Annotated in this window: 19 protein-coding genes and 1 pseudogene; 11 read left to right on the top strand and 9 right to left on the bottom strand. The window is 46.7% G+C overall.

Annotation, left to right across the window (positions count from 1 at the left end; all coding sequences use genetic code 11):
- Positions 1-202 precede the first annotated feature (202 nt).
- Positions 203-1,912, bottom strand: coding sequence for an ATP-dependent nuclease (locus tag M3080_RS05700; RefSeq protein WP_249092257.1), 1,710 nt, complete (start codon positions 1,910-1,912; stop codon positions 203-205).
- A 107-nt stretch (positions 1,913-2,019) separates the two neighbouring features.
- Between M3080_RS05700 and M3080_RS05695 the strand changes: the two genes are divergently transcribed.
- A complete protein-coding gene (locus tag M3080_RS05695) occupies positions 2,020-3,144 on the top strand; it encodes an LOG family protein (RefSeq protein ID WP_249092256.1) in 1,125 nt (374 codons plus the stop codon).
- A gap of 1 nt (position 3,145) precedes the next feature.
- Here M3080_RS05695 and M3080_RS05690 read toward each other — a convergent pair whose 3' ends face one another.
- The 8 genes from M3080_RS05690 to M3080_RS05655 all read right to left on the bottom strand — a co-directional run bounded on the left by M3080_RS05690 (position 3,146) and on the right by M3080_RS05655 (position 9,365).
- On the bottom strand, positions 3,146-3,388 hold the full coding sequence (locus M3080_RS05690; protein WP_022472934.1) for a rubredoxin: 243 nt from the start codon (positions 3,386-3,388) through the stop codon (positions 3,146-3,148).
- 18 nt (positions 3,389-3,406) lie between these two features.
- Positions 3,407-4,192 carry a hydrogenase expression/formation C-terminal domain-containing protein gene (locus M3080_RS05685; protein ID WP_249092255.1) on the bottom strand — a complete coding sequence of 262 codons (786 nt, stop codon included), beginning with the start codon at positions 4,190-4,192 and terminating at the stop codon, positions 3,407-3,409.
- Between the two features lie 23 nt (positions 4,193-4,215).
- Entirely contained in the window at positions 4,216-4,698 is a 483-nt protein-coding gene (locus tag M3080_RS05680; protein WP_249092254.1) for a thioredoxin domain-containing protein, read from the bottom strand.
- A 9-nt stretch (positions 4,699-4,707) separates the two neighbouring features.
- On the bottom strand, positions 4,708-5,040 hold the full coding sequence (locus M3080_RS05675) for a HypC/HybG/HupF family hydrogenase formation chaperone (RefSeq protein ID WP_249092253.1): 333 nt from the start codon (positions 5,038-5,040) through the stop codon (positions 4,708-4,710).
- Positions 5,041-5,068: 28 nt separating this feature from the next.
- Positions 5,069-5,680, bottom strand: coding sequence for a HyaD/HybD family hydrogenase maturation endopeptidase (locus tag M3080_RS05670; RefSeq protein WP_249092252.1), 612 nt, complete (start codon positions 5,678-5,680; stop codon positions 5,069-5,071).
- A 98-nt stretch (positions 5,681-5,778) separates the two neighbouring features.
- Complete coding sequence (cybH, locus tag M3080_RS05665; protein ID WP_022472929.1) at positions 5,779-6,489, bottom strand: Ni/Fe-hydrogenase, b-type cytochrome subunit; 711 nt, start codon at positions 6,487-6,489, stop codon at positions 5,779-5,781.
- Positions 6,490-6,501: 12 nt separating this feature from the next.
- Entirely contained in the window at positions 6,502-8,268 is a 1,767-nt protein-coding gene (locus M3080_RS05660; RefSeq protein ID WP_249092251.1) for a nickel-dependent hydrogenase large subunit, read from the bottom strand.
- A complete protein-coding gene (locus tag M3080_RS05655; protein WP_022472927.1) occupies positions 8,268-9,365 on the bottom strand; it encodes a hydrogenase small subunit in 1,098 nt (365 codons plus the stop codon). The genes M3080_RS05660 and M3080_RS05655 overlap by 1 nt, the downstream gene beginning before the upstream one ends.
- Before the next feature lie 303 nt (positions 9,366-9,668).
- Here M3080_RS05655 and hybE point away from each other — a divergent pair, with 303 nt between their 5' ends.
- The 10 genes and pseudogenes from hybE to yacG form a co-directional block, all read left to right on the top strand.
- On the top strand, positions 9,669-10,184 hold the full coding sequence (gene hybE, locus M3080_RS05650; RefSeq protein ID WP_249092250.1) for a [NiFe]-hydrogenase assembly chaperone HybE: 516 nt from the start codon (positions 9,669-9,671) through the stop codon (positions 10,182-10,184).
- Positions 10,171-11,256, top strand: coding sequence for a hypothetical protein (locus M3080_RS05645; RefSeq protein ID WP_249092249.1), 1,086 nt, complete (start codon positions 10,171-10,173; stop codon positions 11,254-11,256). The genes hybE and M3080_RS05645 overlap by 14 nt, the downstream gene beginning before the upstream one ends.
- On the top strand, positions 11,256-11,606 hold the full coding sequence (hypA, locus tag M3080_RS05640) for a hydrogenase maturation nickel metallochaperone HypA (protein ID WP_249092248.1): 351 nt from the start codon (positions 11,256-11,258) through the stop codon (positions 11,604-11,606). The genes M3080_RS05645 and hypA overlap by 1 nt, the downstream gene beginning before the upstream one ends.
- 24 nt (positions 11,607-11,630) lie before the next feature.
- Positions 11,631-12,446 carry a hydrogenase nickel incorporation protein HypB gene (gene hypB, locus M3080_RS05635; RefSeq protein WP_249092247.1) on the top strand — a complete coding sequence of 272 codons (816 nt, stop codon included), beginning with the start codon at positions 11,631-11,633 and terminating at the stop codon, positions 12,444-12,446.
- A gap of 13 nt (positions 12,447-12,459) precedes the next feature.
- The gene (gene hypF, locus M3080_RS05630) at positions 12,460-14,796 is read left to right on the top strand and encodes a carbamoyltransferase HypF (RefSeq protein WP_249092246.1); all 2,337 of its coding nucleotides are present in this window, start codon (positions 12,460-12,462) and stop codon (positions 14,794-14,796) included.
- Positions 14,797-14,813: 17 nt separating this feature from the next.
- Positions 14,814-15,041: a HypC/HybG/HupF family hydrogenase formation chaperone gene (locus tag M3080_RS05625; protein WP_022472919.1), complete on the top strand. Its 228-nt coding sequence runs from the start codon at positions 14,814-14,816 to the stop codon at positions 15,039-15,041.
- Positions 15,042-15,045: 4 nt separating this feature from the next.
- Positions 15,046-16,185 (top strand): hydrogenase formation protein HypD, encoded by a 1,140-nt coding sequence (gene hypD / locus M3080_RS05620; RefSeq protein WP_249092245.1) that lies wholly within the window; start codon positions 15,046-15,048, stop codon positions 16,183-16,185.
- A gap of 3 nt (positions 16,186-16,188) precedes the next feature.
- The gene (gene hypE, locus M3080_RS05615) at positions 16,189-17,238 is read left to right on the top strand and encodes a hydrogenase expression/formation protein HypE (protein ID WP_283162556.1); all 1,050 of its coding nucleotides are present in this window, start codon (positions 16,189-16,191) and stop codon (positions 17,236-17,238) included.
- A 173-nt stretch (positions 17,239-17,411) separates the two neighbouring features.
- Positions 17,412-18,041 carry a dephospho-CoA kinase gene (gene coaE / locus M3080_RS05610; RefSeq protein ID WP_249092244.1) on the top strand — a complete coding sequence of 210 codons (630 nt, stop codon included), beginning with the start codon at positions 17,412-17,414 and terminating at the stop codon, positions 18,039-18,041.
- A pseudogene (yacG, locus tag M3080_RS09305) lies at positions 18,038-18,202 on the top strand (DNA gyrase inhibitor YacG); the annotation flags it as partial. The gene coaE and the pseudogene yacG, both read left to right, overlap by 4 nt.
- Between the last annotated feature and the right edge of the window lie 34 nt (positions 18,203-18,236).

The following is an 18,236-nucleotide window of genomic DNA, read 5'->3' as shown; positions in this document are numbered from 1 at the left end:
GGTCGCGAGAAACTGTTCATTAATCGTCGGTTATTAGATTTATTGATAAGCGAAACACATTCTTTCCAAAAATTTTAAGTTCTCTGGAGAAAAGCAGGCAACACGATGCAGAGCCTCCTGAATTCCGCCTTACCTACTCCCCACGAGTTGGTTTCTGAGCAGTTCAGGAAACGCAGGATATGCCTTATGAAATTTTAGGTTTTCACCTTTCTTTTCCAAGCCAAACCGAAATCAACTCAAATGCACGTAATATCGCAGATGGGATCATATTTTCTATTGGTTGCGAATACGTATTTTGAGCAATGATGTCTCCCAAAAAACCTGAGTATTCCGCCTTTTTCTTTTCCAAACGTCGTTTTATATCTCTGGGAGCCATCGCCATAAGACGCTCATATTGCAACTTTTTCGACTTAACAGATACATTAGGAGAAGCGTTACAAGCCCAAAGCGCATCATAGAGCTCTCTTTTCAGCCCAGTCTTGTACACTAGCTCCCCTTCCATAGCCAATCCGGGTGATAGGAAAAAAACGCCACTTTGGTTATCTTCTGCCTTGCAATGTAAGCGTCGTTCTGTTTCGCTAAGCTGCTTTAACACGACGTGTCTCGCATCCCCATCATTGTCACTGATCACACAAAATGGCTTTTTGAGACTCAAAGCCAACATCAAAAATGGTGCATAACTCTTACCGTCCACACCCATAATGCTGATACCGAACGCACTTGGGTCATCTCCGAAATAAGCTTGGAACATTCCGCGGATTAGTTGCTCTTCAGTGACTCCCTCCACAAAAATAAGCCCCCTAGCAAATAGCGTTTCTCCGCGAAAACGCAATATCAACCGTTTAATTGCCCGGGCTTCTAACGGATCAATATTTTGAGGCAACCATCTGACCTGAATATTTTCACCATCCCTCTGCATGCTTCTAAATTCATAAGGCTCGCAGACGGAAGCCACATAGGGAGAATGCGTTGAAACAATGAATTGATGAGAGAGCGCTTTCAGCTGCGTCATCAATGCTCGCTGCGCATTGGGGTGTAAATGAATTTCAGGCTCTTCTGCAGCAATCAACATAAATAAGGGGCGCTCCTGAAGGGCCGCTTGTTTGGCCAACAAATCCACCAACGTAACGATTGATAAAATGGCAACACTTTTTTGACTACCCTTACCTTGCAGGGCCGAAAAAGGAATGATTTTCTCGGAATCACTTTTCACGAGCGAAAAGAACTCTTCAATATTGTCAGCCGTAAGACTCACTTCTTCTGGTAACTGCGTCCCCGGCCCTTCCAGTGTCTGACACAAAGAATCCAACATTGACCTTAAATCTTCAATCGGCTTATTGGCATAATCGGGATATTTTTTTAAAGCACTCCCCAAACCGCTTACCATACGACTGACAAAGGAGTTCTCATTTTTGAGATCCTCTCGGAGATTTTCTTCAGCATCAATACTGACAAACTGTAAAGAATGGGGAACCTCTTGAAGTTCCTCGCCTAACTTTTCCCGATCCCAATGATTGATAATGAAACGCTGCTTGGTAATTGTCCCGTCAGGCCATCTTTGAAATTTAGTTCTAAAAGCAAAATACTCACGTCTGTAATGATCTCTTCGGATTAATCCATCAAATTCCTTTTGCCAACCGATTTGAAAGGCTGAAAAGCGTTTGGAATCTTTATTTAACGGCACAAAACGAACATCAACCCAGAGCTCATCGCCAAACTCTGCTTTCTCGTTGAGGTGAAAATCTTCCTTTTGAACGGCGATTTCATCACTGAGGGCCAACTCCAAAGCTTTCAAAACCGTGCTTTTGCCACAATTGTTAGCGCCCAGTAAAACAGAACTACGCCCCAAAGGCATCTGTAAACTGCGAATACTTCTAAAACCGTTAATACGTATGCGATCAATAATAATCATGACTATTCCTGAGTCTTTTCTTTTATTCTAGATGGCTTGTGAGCATCAGGATAGAGCTTTCGGCAAGCTTCGCTAAAATAGATAATTGGAACGAATGGAGTCAAACAATGCGCGAATACACCGAAATTGAAACGATCACTCAATTATTAGGCCTTGTTACCGAACCAGGACACATTGATCATCATGTTTTTCAAAATATCGATTTCTCAGATCTAGCGGACTTGGCCTCCCAGTCCACATACAGCGACTGTTTATTTTTAGGTTGTGTTTTACCCGAATCCTTTTCGCAGCAACTTGATAAAACAAACCTGATTTTTCCGAAACTGGATGCCCCCTTTGACATCTATCGCAGTTATCTGTACTCGGCCAATTCGCTTTATTCCGGATTTGATCCCCGCGATGAGAGTTCCATAGAAAATACTTACGACAGGCGTGTTTATAAACATTTTTTGCAAAGCGGAGTCATTTCCAAAAATATCAAGGAAACACTGTCACGGTATTTACACGATCACTCCATGAGTAACGCCATCAAGGACTTCTTGGCTAACTATCATGAACGTCAAATCGTTGGCATTATGGGCGGTCACGACCTTCTAAGAACCGATCCTTTCTACAGACAAATTGTTTTTCTGAGTAAGCGCCTGACAGAAATGGGATTCATCATGGTTAGCGGGGGTGGTGCCGGGGCTATGGAAGCTACCCATTTAGGAGCTTGGCTTGCAGAAAGATCTGATGAAGAAGTTGAAGAGGCTCTCACTATCCTTAAGGCGGCTCCAAGTTGGCAAGATAAAGGCTGGTTAAGCAGCGCATTCAAAGTAATGCTTAAATTCCGTCAAACGCATTTCATCAGTCTGGGCATTCCTACTTGGCTCTACGGACATGAGCCGGCAACCCCCTTTGCCACTCATATTGCAAAGTTTTTTGATAACAGCATCCGCGAAGATACGATCTTAAGTATTACAAGAGGTGGGCTTATCTACACTCCGGGTAGCGCCGGTACTATTCAAGAAATCTTTCAGGCTGCCGTCCCTAATCACTACAAAACGTACGGTTATTCGAGTTTGATGGTTTTCTTAGGCGTAGATTTTTGGCGAAAGGAATTGCCCGTTTACCCACTCCTAGAGCATCTTGTCAATACCGGAAAATACAGCGGTTTGCGAATCGGCATCACAGACGACATTGAAGAAGTCGCCCAAACAGTGAAAATGTTCAAACCGCAAAAAAGCGAATAAGCTACTGAGCGGGCTCCTCATCCGAATTTAAAGGGATAAAGCCCGCTTTTTCGTTGCCACAACCCGGGCACGTAAAAAAGTCCGGTAAGTCATAAAACGGTGTATCGGGAGCGATGTCAAATTCCTCACAACCTTGCTTCGGATCGTACACATACCAGCAAACCTTGCACTGCATTTTCGTTTCAGCCCCGATACGTTCCCGATTTAACCGATCCAACAGACGATCTATCGTTTCTTGAGCCATTTCCACTCCAAGACCTCTTTATAACGAACCGCTTTGAATATCTTCCTTAAGCCACTGCAAGATTTCTTCACAATGCTGAGCACCTAACTTCATTTCTTCTGCGGACTCTCCAACCTCAGGCGGCAACATCGTCACTACATAGGCATCAAAAAGCGCTTTACCGGCATTATTAAAAATCCGATTTCGCCAAATCCCTTTCATCGCAGTGCTTTGAATATGAGCGCTCGCAAAACCCGAAATACTGATATCTATCATTCCCTTACCCAATGCGGCCTCAAGAAAAGATCCATCTTCCGGGCTAAGGGGCTGACGAGAAATTTCAACCGTATAGGGCGGCTCCACTGACAACTTCTCTAGATTTTCTGTTCGCTGAGCTTGGGAAAGTTCCTGAAGAATAGCCGAAGCAGCAAAGACACCTTGAGGAATTTCAGTTAATTGAGGCTCTAGCAGCGTTGTAGAAAGGTTTCTTAATAGATCCGAAGGAACCGTAACGACTTCAAAACGATCAACCCCGTTTTCCTGCACGCGCCACAGCCCCTCAATAGCCGTTTCTTCCAATCGAACTGATTGGCCTATCGTTGCCCTAACTTCACCACTTCCAACCGTTGCTAAAACAAAATCCAGGTGCTTAGGGTCGAATTCTCTAAAGGGAATAGTTAATAACGTCTTGTTGGTTGAAAAATCCCCCTCGGACAAAGTATCCCTAACTTTTTCGAGAAATTTCACCGTCGCAATTGCCGCTTCGTGTTCGGTTTGCCTGTCTAAATTTACATTGGCCCAACGGCTCGATGATATTTGTGCCATACCTGATCCTTTTTGAAGTTTTCTCAGCAATCACAACTGTCCTGTTTTTCAACAGGCATGATCGCAATTGTACGAACCACAGGTTTATTTCTAATGACGATCTCAGATAGCAAAGAACAATATTCATCCCACGGTTTAAGGCCCTGAACGGCCCCCAGTAAATCCTTATTTCGAAAGATTGCTACCACGGGCATTGAACGCAAACCCCAACGAGCAGCCATGCTGCGCGATTCTTTAAAGTCAGCCCAAGCCGTCGCCGTCAAAGCACCATTGAAAGCTTTTTTTAATTCCGGAGCAATAACAGCTATGTCCAATGTTGTTTTTCTTTCATTAGGGTCATCGGCAAAAACTAACATCTTCAAACCATCTTGATATATGAAGTTTTCTAACTCTTGCGATGTCAGCCACTGAAAACCGGCCTCGCCGAATAGACGCTTAAATACCGGATGCGAAGCCATATCTAGCTGATTGATCTGAGCGGTAACCGCATTAAAGGCTTTAGGCATAGGCTCCCCCTACATCACTTTTTTACCTACTATACGAGCCAGATGCGGAGGCAAAGCAGACGAAGCGTTGTCTAAATCGGCAAAACCGGCTTGAATCTGATTTTCATCAAACTCCCCATCCATTACTTTCTGGACGCAATCCAATGCTGACTGAATCTTCGCCGCTTCCTCTGCATCAACGACTCTCAATGCATTGCCTCTGAATACCAGCACAAAATCGCCGACCGATACCGATTCAATCAGTGAGGTGTCCACACGTTCCAACTCGCCGCCATTATCCACATCCGCGCTCGTGCCGCTTGCTGTTTTATGCAGGGCCAGGACTTTTTTGGGTATTGCCACACACATCTTTTCAAGTCACCTCTAAAAATTATTTAACCTTAATAAAGCGAAGATCTCCGTAGCGAAAGGCTTCTTGCTCGCTCGGGCGTCCTTTTTCGTATGGTTCTTTCTCTAAAATCTCTTCACTGAGTGCTCTAGGCTGATCGTTTCCAACTCTTTCTTGAGGAGCAAACCCCCAGGCGGTCATTTCCTTCATGGCTTCATTGACGGCAGGATAGACTTGTGCGTCAACCACTGAGGTTAGGCTACCACCATAATCATTTAATTCCAAAGGCTGCACCCCAATAACGGTAATGGCTTGCGGTTCGTAACCGCTCAAAGCGGCTGTCACCAAGACGTCATTCATGCCGGCTTGATGGGCCGATATTTTGGTCGATGACCAAAGTCGAATATCGTCATCGCGAAGAACTTTTAAAGTTCCTGGCTTATCTTGAAAATCGCAGCAATCAAAAATAAGTAACCTTTTGGCACTCATAACCTCATTAATCAGGTAGGCTCCCAATGTACCTCCATCAATGACTCGTACTCTAGGATCATCAGCAAACCGTTCATGATACGACTCGACTGCTCTGACACCGAACCCCTCGTCAGCCCACAGGATATTGCCGATTCCGATCACTAAAACTTCAAACTGCTGCATACGATCTACCTTAAATCCATTCTTTTATATTAATCCCACATACAAAAAAAGGCCTGAGAAGCTTCAGAGCGACTCCTCAAGCCTTCTATCGTCGGCAATTAATGATGCGTTTCCTTAAACATTCTCAATCCAGTTGACATAGAAGACAACGTGGTTGCCCCGCCCATGACGTCCTCTCTAAAGGACATATAGATGTGAGCAATTGAAAAGAGAATAAAAACGTACATGCAGGCATGGTGAATGGTTCGCACGGCTTGAGCATCTCCAGCCAAGCTAAATACCCAACCGAACCATGCCATCCACCCTGTATCCCATCCCCAGGCTTGCGCATAAAGAGCAAAACCCGTGATGATGACCACAAAGCTGCCCAATACAAACATGGCAAACATAGCCAGCTGCGCGAGCGGGTTATGGCCTGCGTATTCCGGCGCCGTTTTCTTGATGAAAAGGTAGTAAAGCACTTGAGCGATAACACCCTTCCACCATTTGAGAGACCAAAGTGGCGGAATAAAAATCATCCGAGCGTAGCGATTTCCAACAATAGCCCAAAAGATCCGGTATACGAAAAGGATCGTAAAGATCATACCGGCCACAAAATGAGCCAGACGGATATAGCCGAAATCGTAAGTCACCCAGGTATCGCCTACATTGGCAACGAGCGGAGCACCGATCAGAAAACCGGTCACAATCATGACAGCCATGCAAACCGCCATCGCCCAGTGCCAAATCCGCACAGGAGCTTCCCAAACGTAAATCGGATGGGTCCCTCCCGACGTATCAACTTCAAAAGTGACAGGATCAATCTTCATAAAGAGACCCTCCTAACGAACACGTACGTTGCAGAGCTCGTGACCTTGCGGATCCAAAACGTGCGTTGCACAAGCCAAGCACGGATCAAAACTGTGAATCGTACGAATGATTTCAAGCGGTCGTTCCGGATCAGCAACGGGCGTGCCAATCAGTGACGTTTCAAAAGCACTTTGTTGTCCTTCAGGCGAACGCGGCGAAGCGTTCCATGTCGTCGGAACAATGGCTTGCCAATTTTCAATACGTGTATTCTTAATCACGCACCAGTGTCCCAAAGCTCCGCGAGGCGCTTCGCAGAACCCAACACCTCGGCATTCTTTAGGCCACGTCTTCGGTTCCCAGAATTCCATATTGGCCGCGACTTCATCACCGCTTTTGATATTGGCAATCAAGTCATCGACATACTGAACCATCTTGTGCGCAGTCCAATTACACTCCAGAGCTCGCGCAGCATGGCGGCCCAACGTGGAGTACACGGCTTCAAGCGGCAAGTTGAGTTCCTTCAGAAGATCAAGTGCCGGTTCCTTGAAATGCTTCACATCCTTGGCAACCGACATGATCAAACGAGCAAGCGGCCCCACTTCCATCATGTGGCCTTTCCAGCGCGGGCTCTTGATCCACGAGTACTTGCCTTTTTCACCCAACCATTCAAACTTAGTCTTCGTGCCAACTGAGCCTTCGGGCAGTTCAAAGGCTTGATCCGTCACGCCTTCCCAGGGGTGAAGACCTAGTTTACCTTCGGGGTATTTGTACCAAGAGTGATCCACAAATTCCTGAATTTGGGTGAGATCTCTCAAATCCACTTCCTGTACATGAGCCAAATCCCCGTCAACAATGGCACCGGCCGGCATCTGCAGAGATTTTTCAGACCAGTCATTGGCAATTTCCGGGAAGTCCCCGTAGCAAAGCACATTTTTCTTCACCAAACCGCCGCCATACTTGAACCATTCCGGATAGAAGGAGGCGATCGCCTTGATATCGGGCAAGTAAACGTTCTGCACAAATTCAACCGACTGCTTGGCGATATCGCGCATATAGTTCATGGTCACTTCATTGATCATGTTGCCAGCCGCGCCGGTATCGTGCATGTTGATCGGGCAAGCCACACCACCGACCAAGTAATTCGGATGCGGGTTCTTGCCGCCCAAAATCGTATGAATCTTGATGATTTCACGCTGGAAATCAAGTGCCTCTAGGTAGTGCGTTACCGCCAAGAGATTGACCGCCGGCGGCAACTTCATGGCAGGATGCCCCCAATAGCCGTTGGCAAAAATCCCCAATTGACCGGAAGCAACAAACTTCTTCAAGCGATTCTGCACATCACGGAAATAACCCGGAGAACTGAGCGGATGATGCGGACTGATTTTCTTTTGCAATTCCGAGACTTCTCGAGGATCAGCCGACAGAGAACTGACCACGTCAACCCAATCCAATGCAGAAAGTTGGTAAAAGTGAACAATGTGGTCGTGCGTGTAAAGCGTTGCATTCATTAGGTTGCGAATGATGTTCGCATTTTTGGGAATTTTGATGCCAATGGCATCTTCAACGCTTCTGACAGCTGCCAGGGCGTGAATACCCGTACACACCCCGCAAATACGTTCCACAAAGGCCCAAGCATCGCGAGGATCCCGGCCTTTAAGAATCACCTCAAGACCGCGCCACATCGTGCCTGTACTTTGGGAGTCCGTAATGACTTTCCCGCCATTACCCAACACCGCTTGAACGCGCAAATGACCCTCAATACGCGTCACCGGGTCAACAACAATACGACGATCTGCCATTATTCTTCCCTCCCGAGATCTTTATTGGTCTTTTTTGCTCGCGCTTGAGCAACAGCCGATAGCGCGGCATGGGCAATAGCTGCAGCACCAACAACGCCAACCGTCGCCAGGCCTACCTTATCGACAGTCGCCTCAATACCATCGAGTCCCGGCGGCAAAATCGTCGTTTCATGTTCATAGAACGAGCCCTTGTCAAAGAAATTAGGCTCAGAACAACCGATGCATCCGTGGCCGGACTGCACAGGCCAGCTCAATCCCTCATTCCAACGAATCGTTGAACAAGCATTGTATGTGGTCGGTCCTTTACACCCGACCTTATAGAGGCAATAGCCCAATTTGGCGCCTTGGTCATCAAATTTCTCAACGAACTGACCGGCATCGAAATGCGCCCGACGATAGCATTTATCATGAATACGCTGACCGTAGAACATCTTCGGCCGTCCCAACCGATCAAGCGGCGGAATGCGATCGTAAGTAAGAATATAAGTCACAACGGCTGTCATCACCTCAGGAATCGGCGGGCAACCCGGAACAAGTACGATAGGCTTATCCGTAATGATTTCTGTAATGGGAACAGAATGCGTCGGATTGGGTTTAGCCGCCTGCACGCATCCCCATGCGGCGCATGATCCCCAACCGATAACGGCTTTGGCCCCAGCGGCCACGTGTTTAATTTTTTGCAGGAAAGTTTCTCCTGCAGGAATGCAGTTAACCCCATCATCATTCAAAGGCACATTGCCTTCAACGGCCAAAATGTAATTGCCTTTGTACTTGGTAATGGTTTCTTCAAGTGCCGCTTCGGCCTGATGTCCGGCGGCAGCCATAATGGTGTCGTCATAGTCGAGCGAAATCATGGACAACACCAAATCCTTGGCAACCGGATGGTAAGAGCGGATAAACGACTCCGTACAACAGGTGCACTCCAGGCCGTGTAACCATACAACCGGCATCCTAGGCTTGGTTTCAATGGCTTGAGCAATCTCTTGAGCTCCTGCGCTTCCCAATCCCAAACTGGCGGCCGTCAGCGAGCAAAATTGCAAAAAACTGCGGCGGCTAACACCTTGGCGCCGCAACGCTTCATATTGAGTTTCAAACATAAGGGGATTCTCCTTAGCCTTTTATTTCGCATGGAGTCCAGCCAAACGAAAATAGGCTCGCTTTATTGCACGCTCTCGCGTTCTTAATTTAGATTGTATGGTACGAAAACTCGAATACTTAGACGCAAACGACTTCTTTTATTACACCAAAGAGGTATATTTTGCTTATTTTGTTATAACTGCATTTAAAAAGCTTATTTTTTGATAAAACTTTCACAAAAATAGCCAAAACGGTACGATTTTACTCACACTTTTCAGTCTATTTAAGTGTACGCTGAACTCGTATGCTGTTAAAGGTGAAAAGTGATCAATATTAACCATTGTCCAGCCTCTGATTTTGAAGCCGAGTTTCAGCTCATTTTCAACAATCACATGAAAGCTTTGCCCATTTGTCATAATGGACTGCAAGTGCGTGCGATCGGTTTTCAAAACTTCAAAAAACACTGGATCGGTGCCATGGTTACACCATGGTCCATTTTGGTGGTTCTTGCGCAGGGTAATAAAAGCAACTGGCCGGAGATTCAAGTTGGGAAAATACTGTCGATTACTTTGCCTGCGGGAGCTTTCAGCTTTCTAGGAATGGCTAGCGACAGACTGGGGAAATTTCTAGCATGCTCTCTGATGAGTCCGGTTGATCCCTTGTTCAATCAGCGAAGTGCAGAGGCTTTTGCTGCCCGCGCTTTGATGTTGATGCTTACACCTGAAAGCGATAGTTCCCATACAACGCACAGCACTAGAAGTGCCATTCCAGAAAATTTGTCTCGGCGAGATTTTTTCACCACTTTCAGCAAGGAGATGATCGCAGATGATAAACCCTGATTTCTCCTCTGTTTCTTTGATAGTTCACGAAGAAAAAAATGGTCTGAAGGTAGAACTTCACAACCATCGCACTAGAGTCATTGCGCAAACAGCGGAAAGCCTTGGAGCCGAGAAAGCGATTGAAATTCTTCGCGCCCTTCTTGGGTTATGCCCTATTGCCCAGGTTAGTGCTTTTAAAGCTGCTCAACACGCAATTACCCACCAAAATCCCAATCAAGGGTTTTCGTCTTACGATACAAATATTCAGAGTTTGGTTACGGCAGAAGCCATCTTAGAAACCGTCCGTGTATTAAGCATGGATTTGCAGCCGTTCACGATTCACGGCAAAGTCAGTCAGGAATGTTTAAAAACACTTGGAGAATTAAGAGCCAGGTTATGGGATCTGTCAAAAAGTGCCTGCATTGACAACGCCGCCCTTGAGTCTTTCAACGAAGATTTAAAGGCTCTCATTATCTTGTGGTTTACTCGCGAAAAGAAAGCCATTGGCGCGATCAAGCACACGTTTGAACGATTCGACAATATCCAATTGGATGGTAAAGGGTTACTCTTTCCTGAAGAAGTCAGCAACCGCGAAATCCTCAAACTGTTTCTGCGCATTCTCCAGGAGTATCCCGAATGGGCTCTGTCGCCGCAACTGGTCGGCGCTCGTATACCCGGCGCACTGGCTCGTTGCCGCAGTCAAACGGATAAAGGCAGAAGAGATCCTTTTTCAATCCGAGATCTGGTGCTCGCAAGACTGGAAGAATTAAAAAATTTTGCCTCCGGTCTTCCCTCTCCCTTTACCGTTAGAAGCATTAACCTAGGGAACAATTGGGGAGTCGGACTCGTAGAAACTGCTCGCGGCACTTTGATGCATTTTCTGCAAATTGACAATAACAAAATGCGCTTTCATATTGTGGCGCCGACAGAATGGGCATTTCAGGAAGAAAGTCCAATGGTCGATGCAATGAATCTATTTATTAAAGAAAAATCAAACGCGGTCAAATCGGTAATCACCAGATTAAATCTGATTGCCTGCGCATTTGATCCCTGCACAAAGATAGATGTCAAGTGGCCACAAAAGGAGGGTTGATGCACGAGCTATCTATTGCTGAAGGCATCATCGAGATTGTTGAGCGCACGGCCAAATCCAATAACGTCAACCGAGTGAAAAGCGTGCGAATTGCAGTCGGTGAGTTAGCTGGTGTTGACATTGACTGTTTACGCTTTGCTTGGCAATCGGTCACTCGACAGGGGTGCGCACAAAACGCACAACTCATCATTGAGCGACCGCCCGGCAAAGCCTGGTGCATGGACTGTGCTCAAACCGTTTCTTTGAAGCGATACGGCGAGGCTTGCCCGATTTGCGGAGGCTTCCATTTAACGGCAACGGGTGGAACAGAACTTAAGGTCATCGACATTATTGCCGATGACTCTCAATAAAAGAATTTGGTAAGGAGAAATTTTATGTGCACGACTTGCGGCTGCGGAGGCAATCATACTCACACCCACACACATGTGGATGAAAACGGCAATCTGGTCACTCACACTCACGAGGATCACGAGCATCATCATGAGCATTCCCATGGTCCCGCTCATTCACACGATTCAGCGATATCGGCAGAACGCGCCATTAGTATCGAAGAAGACATCCTTGCCCGTAATAACGCCATAGCCGACGATAACAGAAAATACTTCAGGCAAAAGCATATCTTGGCGCTCAACTTTGTCTCCAGTCCCGGTTCCGGCAAAACGGAATTGCTCTGTGCAACGATTAAAGCGGCAAAGGATGATCTTTCCGTTAGCGTAATTGAAGGCGACCAACAAACCAGCAATGACGCCGACAGAATTCGCCAAACCGGTGCCCACGCTCATCAGATCAATACGGGGAAAGGCTGTCATTTGGATGCGGAAATGATCCGACATGCATTAAGCCATATGGAGTTGACCGACAACAGTGTGCTCTTCATTGAAAATGTCGGCAACTTGGTTTGTCCGGCGGAATTTGATTTGGGAGAAGCTCATAAAGTCGTGATTTTGTCGGTAACCGAGGGCGAAGACAAGCCGTTGAAGTATCCGGACATGTTCCGCGTCTCTGATGTCATGATCATCAATAAGATTGATCTTCTGCCGTACGTAAATTTCAATATTGAAGCTTGCGAAGAATATGCCCGACGAGTCAATCCGGAAATCCAAATCTTGAGAGTTTCTGCAACTAAGGGCGAGGGACTTGATAAATGGATTATGTGGCTGAAAGCCCAAAAAACATTGGCTACTCTTTGAGATAGAACTCAGCATGATCGCGAAATTTTTTCGTATTAACGGACTTGTTCAGGGAGTCGGATTTCGGCCGACTGTTTACCGAATCGCGACTGAACTAGGACTGAAAGGCGAAGTTTTCAACGATGCCGAAGGTGTCGGGGTTATCTTAGAAGGAGAGGCGGATCAGGTTTCTCGGTTTCCGACACTTTTGCGGGAACAGAAACCCCCTTTGGCTCGAATTGATTTCATTCATCCTTCCGTTGTGGATCTTAAAGGCTATACCGATTTCACAATCACTGAAAGCCAGGAAGGCAAGGTCAATACCGCTATTACCGCTGATGCCGCAACATGCAAAGCATGTCTTCAAGATATGTTTACAACCGGCAACAGGCGTTATCGTTATGCCTTTACCAATTGCACGCACTGCGGCCCTCGTTTCACAATCACAAAGCACCTTCCATACGATAGGCCGCAAACGACAATGGCCCCTTTCAAGATGTGTGAACAATGTTTGTCAGAATACAAAGACCCTCTGGACAGACGTTTTCATGCTCAACCCAATGCCTGTCCGGTTTGTGGGCCACAACTATGGTTTGAAGACATAGGAGGCCAGCCAATTGACGGAGATCCGATAGATCTAGCCGTTGAAGCCATTAGAGACGGAAAAATTGTTGCCGTAAAAGGACTGGGGGGATTTCATTTAGTTTGTGACGCCAAAAATCCTCGCGCTGTTGAAAAACTTAGACAACGCAAAGGACGTGATGAAAAAGCGCTCGCGGTCATGATGGTCAATGCCATCAGTGCGAGTATTTATACCCATGTCAGCCCTAAGGCCCGCGAGGTGTTGGAGAGCTCTGCCCGCCCGATCACTCTTTTACCCAGAAAAGATCAACACTCACTCAAAGGAATTGCTGACGGGTTAAGTGACATAGGCATCATGCTTCCATACACCCCTGTGCATTGGCTGCTTTTCCATTCTTTGGCCGGTAAACCGGACGGAGCACAATGGACGGACAACTTGAGTTTGGATGCCGTACTGGTCATGACATCAGCAAACCGTTCTGGTGAGCCGCTGGTCACCGATAATGATGAGGCGCGCTCCAAACTCTCAGAAATCGCGGATTTTATACTGCTGCACAATCGGGATATTCTTGTTCGGTGTGATGATTCAGTCGTTCGCTTGATCGGTGAAACCCCCATTTTTATTCGACGCTCCAGAGGTTATGCCCCCGAAGCCGTCAAGTTGGAGACTGATTTAAAACCGACGTTAGCCGCAGGTGCTTACCTTAAAAATACCGCTGCGCTCACACGCGATAAAGATGTCTTTCTGACTCAACACATCGGTGATTTAGAAAACAGTCAAACTGACCAAGCCTACCGAGATGCAATTTCGCACCTGGCGCATCTCTATGAAATTAAACCCAGAATTGTTGCTGCTGATGCTCATCCGGATTTTCCCAGCACAAGATTGGCGGCCCACGTTGCCAAGCAACATGGAGGTCTTTTCGTTCCTATCTACCATCATGCTGCTCACATCGGAGTAGCCATGGCTGAAATCAATCGAAAAGAAACGACTGTCGGATTAGCGTTGGACGGCGTGGGACTCGGACCCAATGATGAAGCTTGGGGTGGAGAGCTGTTATTAGTAGGAGCTTCTAATTTCTACCGATTGGGCGCTCTTGAACCGCTTCCGTTACCCGGTGGCGATAAAGCCGCCCATGAACCACGAAGAATGGGCGCTTGCGTGCTGACTCTTTTAGGCAAAGAGGACCTGATTGAAAAGTATTTCCCAGAGTTGCCGAATGCTAAATATTTCGGCCAACTTGTTAAAAATTCTCAGCTTTCGCCTTTGACCACTTCCAGCGGAAGACTTTTTGATGCCATAGCTGCATTGCTTGGCCTGTGTGACGTTCAGCACGATGATGCAAGAGCTGCAATGTTGCTCGAAAGCGTTGCGAGTACGATGAAACCTCAAGCGCATAAAAAGGGATTTACCATCAAAAATCATCGGATTAGTTTCCTACCGTTTTTTGAAGAAGTTATTCAGGCAGGAAGGAAACTATCTGCTGATAAAGTGTCACAATTGGCCGCTGATTTCCATGCGACCCTGGCATTAGGACTTACGCAGCTTGTATATCAGGCCTGTGAGCGTATTCAGTACAAAGGTCCCGTTATGCTGACCGGAGGTTGCATGGCCAACAGATTGCTGACCGCCGCTTTAGTCCAAGAACTTGGGAAACTCTCTATCGAGAGCTATTGCCCGCAAAAGGTACCGGCCGGTGACGGCGGTATAGCTTTGGGACAAGTCTGGCTATCGCATCTAATGGTAGAAAGCGGTGCTGAAAAATATGAGTTCTCCGGTGACTTGTAACTTACATTGAGGTAAATATGTGTTTGGCAGTGCCTGCAAAGATCACCAAACTGATAAACAATGAAACTGCTTTATGCGATTTCAACGGTATCGAAAAAGAAGTCAATGTTTCCTTGATTGACTCTCCCCGAGAGCAAGAATGGGTTATTGTCCATGTTGGTTTCGCTTTAAACCGTATTGATGAAGAAGAAGCCCGAAAAACCATGGAAATATTGAATGCATTACCTTCGGAGGCTAAAGCCTAAGCTTATGCAATACATCAGTGAATATCGCGATCGGGATAAAGCAAAAGCGTTAAGCAATGAAATTGCTAAAGAAGTAATGCCCGCCCGCTCTTATCGCTTTATGGAATTTTGCGGCGGCCACACCCACGTTCTGTCACGCTGGGGATTAACGGATCTTTTGCCAGACAACGTAAAAATGATTCACGGTCCGGGCTGCCCGGTCTGTGTGTTACCGGTTGGTCGTATTGAAATGGCGATTGACTTAGCGTTAAGCGAAAAAGTGATTTTGTGTACATACGCTGATACGCTCCGAGTGCCGACATCAAAAGGGCAGTCACTTTTCAATTGCCGCTCACTTGGCGGTGATGTTCGCATGGTTTACTCACCAATGGACGCGATCAACATAGCGAAGGCCAATCCAGACAAAGAAGTCGTCTTTTTTGCTATTGGATTTGAGACCACCACTCCGCCCACTGCCGTTGCTATTCAAATAGCCAAGCGTCTCGGACTTAATAATTTTTCGGTTTTCGTCAATCATGTCCTCACGCCTGCCGCGATGGAGCACATCTTAAAAACCGCTCAAGAAGGAAGCCGCGCGCCACAGCTTGACGGACTTGTCGGCCCCGCTCATGTTTCAACGGTTATCGGTTCAAAAGCTTATGAACCTTTTTCAGCGAAATGGGGAAAACCGGTGGTCATTGCCGGCTTTGAACCGCTTGATATGCTTTTGGCGATTTTGATGATGATCCGACAAGTCAACGAGGGTCGACATGAAGTGGAAAATGAATTCACACGAGCGGTCTCTCGTGAGGGCAACAGACTGGCCGTCGACTTAATGAATGAGATTTTTGAGTTAAGAGATTCTTTCGAATGGCGCGGCTTGGGCTATGTTCCCTTCTCGGCTCTAAAACTGCGTGAAAGATACTCGCAATTTGATGCAGAAAAACGCTTTCAAATGACTGAACGACATAGCCCGGATAACAGAGCCTGTGCCTGCGGCGCTATTCTCAGAGGAGAAAAGGAGCCGTTCGATTGCAAGCTTTTCGGCACGGTTTGTACCCCCGCTCATCCGATGGGGGCTTGCATGGTCAGTTCTGAAGGAGCCTGCGCCGCTTACTGGCGCTATGCTCCTAAACATAAAACCGTTCCAAACACTGAGGAATAAATAATGTCTTCTGTCAAACCCGATTATGTTCGTCGATTGGATCTGCGTCACGGCCGCATTGAAATGACTCATGGCGCAGGAGGACTTGCCAGTGCTCAATTGATTGAAGAAATTTTCTCCCGACATTTCACCAATCAATGGCTTGACGAAGGACATGATGGTGCTGTTTTACCCAGTCTTGAAAAACCAATCGCCGTGTCATGCGATGCTCATGTCATTTCACCTCTATTCTTTCCGGGAGGAGATATAGGACGCCTAGCCATTTGCGGAACGGTCAACGATGTCGCCATGTGCGGAGCAAAGCCCCTCTACATTGCGGCAAGTTTTATTTTGGAAGAGGGTTTTGAACTCTCTAAACTTGATCAGATCGTACAATCAATGGCTGATGCTGCGAAAGAAGCAAACGTTGCCATCGTTACCGGAGACACTAAAGTCGTCGAAAAAGGTCATGGTGACGGTATCTATATTTCTACAACCGGTATCGGTGAAAAGTTAACAGAGTTTCCCATATCAGGTCGAAATGCCCAACCGGGGGATGTGGTGATTATTTCGGGATCGATGGGTGACCACGGCACGGCTATCCTTTCCAAAAGAGAAAATATGTCGTTTTTAACAGAAATTGAAAGCGACACAGCCCCCTTGAACGGATTAATCGAATCGGTTCTCAATGTCACACCAGATGTGCACGTTCTGCGAGATCCAACCCGAGGAGGTTTGGCTGCCACTCTCAATGAAATTGCTCACCAAAGCGGTGTTGGCATTTTCCTGTATGAAGAAAAGATTCCGGTTAAGCCCGCTGTCGCCGCCGCTTGCGAATTTCTTGGGTTAGATCCCCTTTTTGTCGCTAACGAAGGAAAAGTGATTGTGATTTGCCGTAAAGAGGAAAGCCTAAAAGTTCTGCAGGCCATGAAATCGGATCCTCACGGTCAAGAGGCTTGCATTATCGGCGAAGTGACGGCAGAGAACGCCGGAAGTGTTGAAATGGAAACGCTCCTTGGCGGAAGACGCAGTGTTGATTGGCTCAATGGTGAACAGTTGCCGCGAATTTGTTAGTAGTCTGCTATATCCCTGAAACAAATAAGTTTGGAATGAGGCTCATTTATCCACGCCCAATGCGTAAGATGATCTGCCTACATTCCGTTGTTATTGTTGCCTAAGTTCAGGAATACAGAAACAAAGAACGTATAATTCAAGAACCTTCATTTATCATCAGGGATTTTTGAATAATGACTTGGATTGTCGGGCTTACGGGAGGCATCGGCTCCGGAAAAACTCAAGCAAGCAATGCTTTTGAGGCATTGGGAGTTCCGGTGATTGACACTGATTTGATTAGCCATGCGGTTACTGCTCCGAATGGACTGGCTATTCCCGCCATCAGAGAGGCTTTCGGAGATGAACTTATTGATGCCTCAGGTAAATTAGACCGAACTAAGATGCGTGAACTTGTCTTCACGAATCCTGAAGCCAGACACAAACTGGAAGCCATTTTGCATCCGCTTATCGCTAACGTCACCATGGCTTCCGTATCGCAACATTCTGATGCTCCTTACGTCGTACTGGTTGTTCCTCTCTTGGCCGAAAGTCCGCAATGGTTAAGCCGTTGTGACAGAGTTCTGGTTATTGATTGTGAAGTTGAAACCCAAATTGAACGAGTCATGACACGCTCCCAATTGTCGCGTGAAGAAGTTATGGCCATTATTGCCACACAAGCAACACGGGATGCTCGTAAGGCTATTGCCAATGAGGTCATTGTCAACGAATCAACACTTGAGGCACTTAACCAACAAGTGCGCAAGCTCCATGACTTTTACCTTACGATGGCAAAACAATCACTCAAAGCGGGGGAACCCGTATGATTGTGAAGTGTCCTATCTGCAAAAAACCAGTGGAATGGTCGGAGAAGAATCCTTGGCGTCCATTTTGCTCTGAACGATGCAAATTGATTGATTTAGGTGAATGGGCAAGTGATGCTTACGTCATTCATGGCAATTCGTATGCTCAGACCAATGAAAGCGAAGCAGACAAACTTGCCCAAGAACTTTTCTCTCATC

It is taken from the genome of Parasutterella secunda (assembly GCF_023336895.1).
GTDB lineage: Bacteria > Pseudomonadota > Gammaproteobacteria > Burkholderiales > Burkholderiaceae_F > Aphodousia > Aphodousia faecalis.
This window is presented reverse-complemented; position numbering and strand designations above follow the sequence as displayed.

Excerpts from the sequence above, each read along its gene's own strand:
- M3080_RS05700 (WP_249092257.1), bottom strand. The coding sequence starts at position 1,912 with ATGATTATTATTGATCGCATACGTATTAACGGTTTTAGAAGTATTCGC.
- M3080_RS05695 (WP_249092256.1), top strand. The coding sequence starts at position 2,020 with ATGCGCGAATACACCGAAATTGAAACGATCACTCAATTATTAGGCCTT.
- M3080_RS05690 (WP_022472934.1), bottom strand. The coding sequence starts at position 3,388 with ATGGCTCAAGAAACGATAGATCGTCTGTTGGATCGGTTAAATCGGGAA.
- M3080_RS05685 (WP_249092255.1), bottom strand. The coding sequence starts at position 4,192 with ATGGCACAAATATCATCGAGCCGTTGGGCCAATGTAAATTTAGACAGG.
- M3080_RS05680 (WP_249092254.1), bottom strand. The coding sequence starts at position 4,698 with ATGCCTAAAGCCTTTAATGCGGTTACCGCTCAGATCAATCAGCTAGAT.
- M3080_RS05670 (WP_249092252.1), bottom strand. The coding sequence starts at position 5,680 with ATGCAGCAGTTTGAAGTTTTAGTGATCGGAATCGGCAATATCCTGTGG.
- cybH (WP_022472929.1), bottom strand. The coding sequence starts at position 6,489 with ATGAAGATTGATCCTGTCACTTTTGAAGTTGATACGTCGGGAGGGACC.
- M3080_RS05660 (WP_249092251.1), bottom strand. The coding sequence starts at position 8,268 with ATGGCAGATCGTCGTATTGTTGTTGACCCGGTGACGCGTATTGAGGGT.
- M3080_RS05655 (WP_022472927.1), bottom strand. The coding sequence starts at position 9,365 with ATGTTTGAAACTCAATATGAAGCGTTGCGGCGCCAAGGTGTTAGCCGC.
- M3080_RS05645 (WP_249092249.1), top strand. The coding sequence starts at position 10,171 with ATGATAAACCCTGATTTCTCCTCTGTTTCTTTGATAGTTCACGAAGAA.
- hypA (WP_249092248.1), top strand. The coding sequence starts at position 11,256 with ATGCACGAGCTATCTATTGCTGAAGGCATCATCGAGATTGTTGAGCGC.
- hypB (WP_249092247.1), top strand. The coding sequence starts at position 11,631 with ATGTGCACGACTTGCGGCTGCGGAGGCAATCATACTCACACCCACACA.
- hypF (WP_249092246.1), top strand. The coding sequence starts at position 12,460 with ATGATCGCGAAATTTTTTCGTATTAACGGACTTGTTCAGGGAGTCGGA.
- M3080_RS05625 (WP_022472919.1), top strand. The coding sequence starts at position 14,814 with ATGTGTTTGGCAGTGCCTGCAAAGATCACCAAACTGATAAACAATGAA.
- hypD (WP_249092245.1), top strand. The coding sequence starts at position 15,046 with ATGCAATACATCAGTGAATATCGCGATCGGGATAAAGCAAAAGCGTTA.
- hypE (WP_283162556.1), top strand. The coding sequence starts at position 16,189 with ATGTCTTCTGTCAAACCCGATTATGTTCGTCGATTGGATCTGCGTCAC.
- coaE (WP_249092244.1), top strand. The coding sequence starts at position 17,412 with ATGACTTGGATTGTCGGGCTTACGGGAGGCATCGGCTCCGGAAAAACT.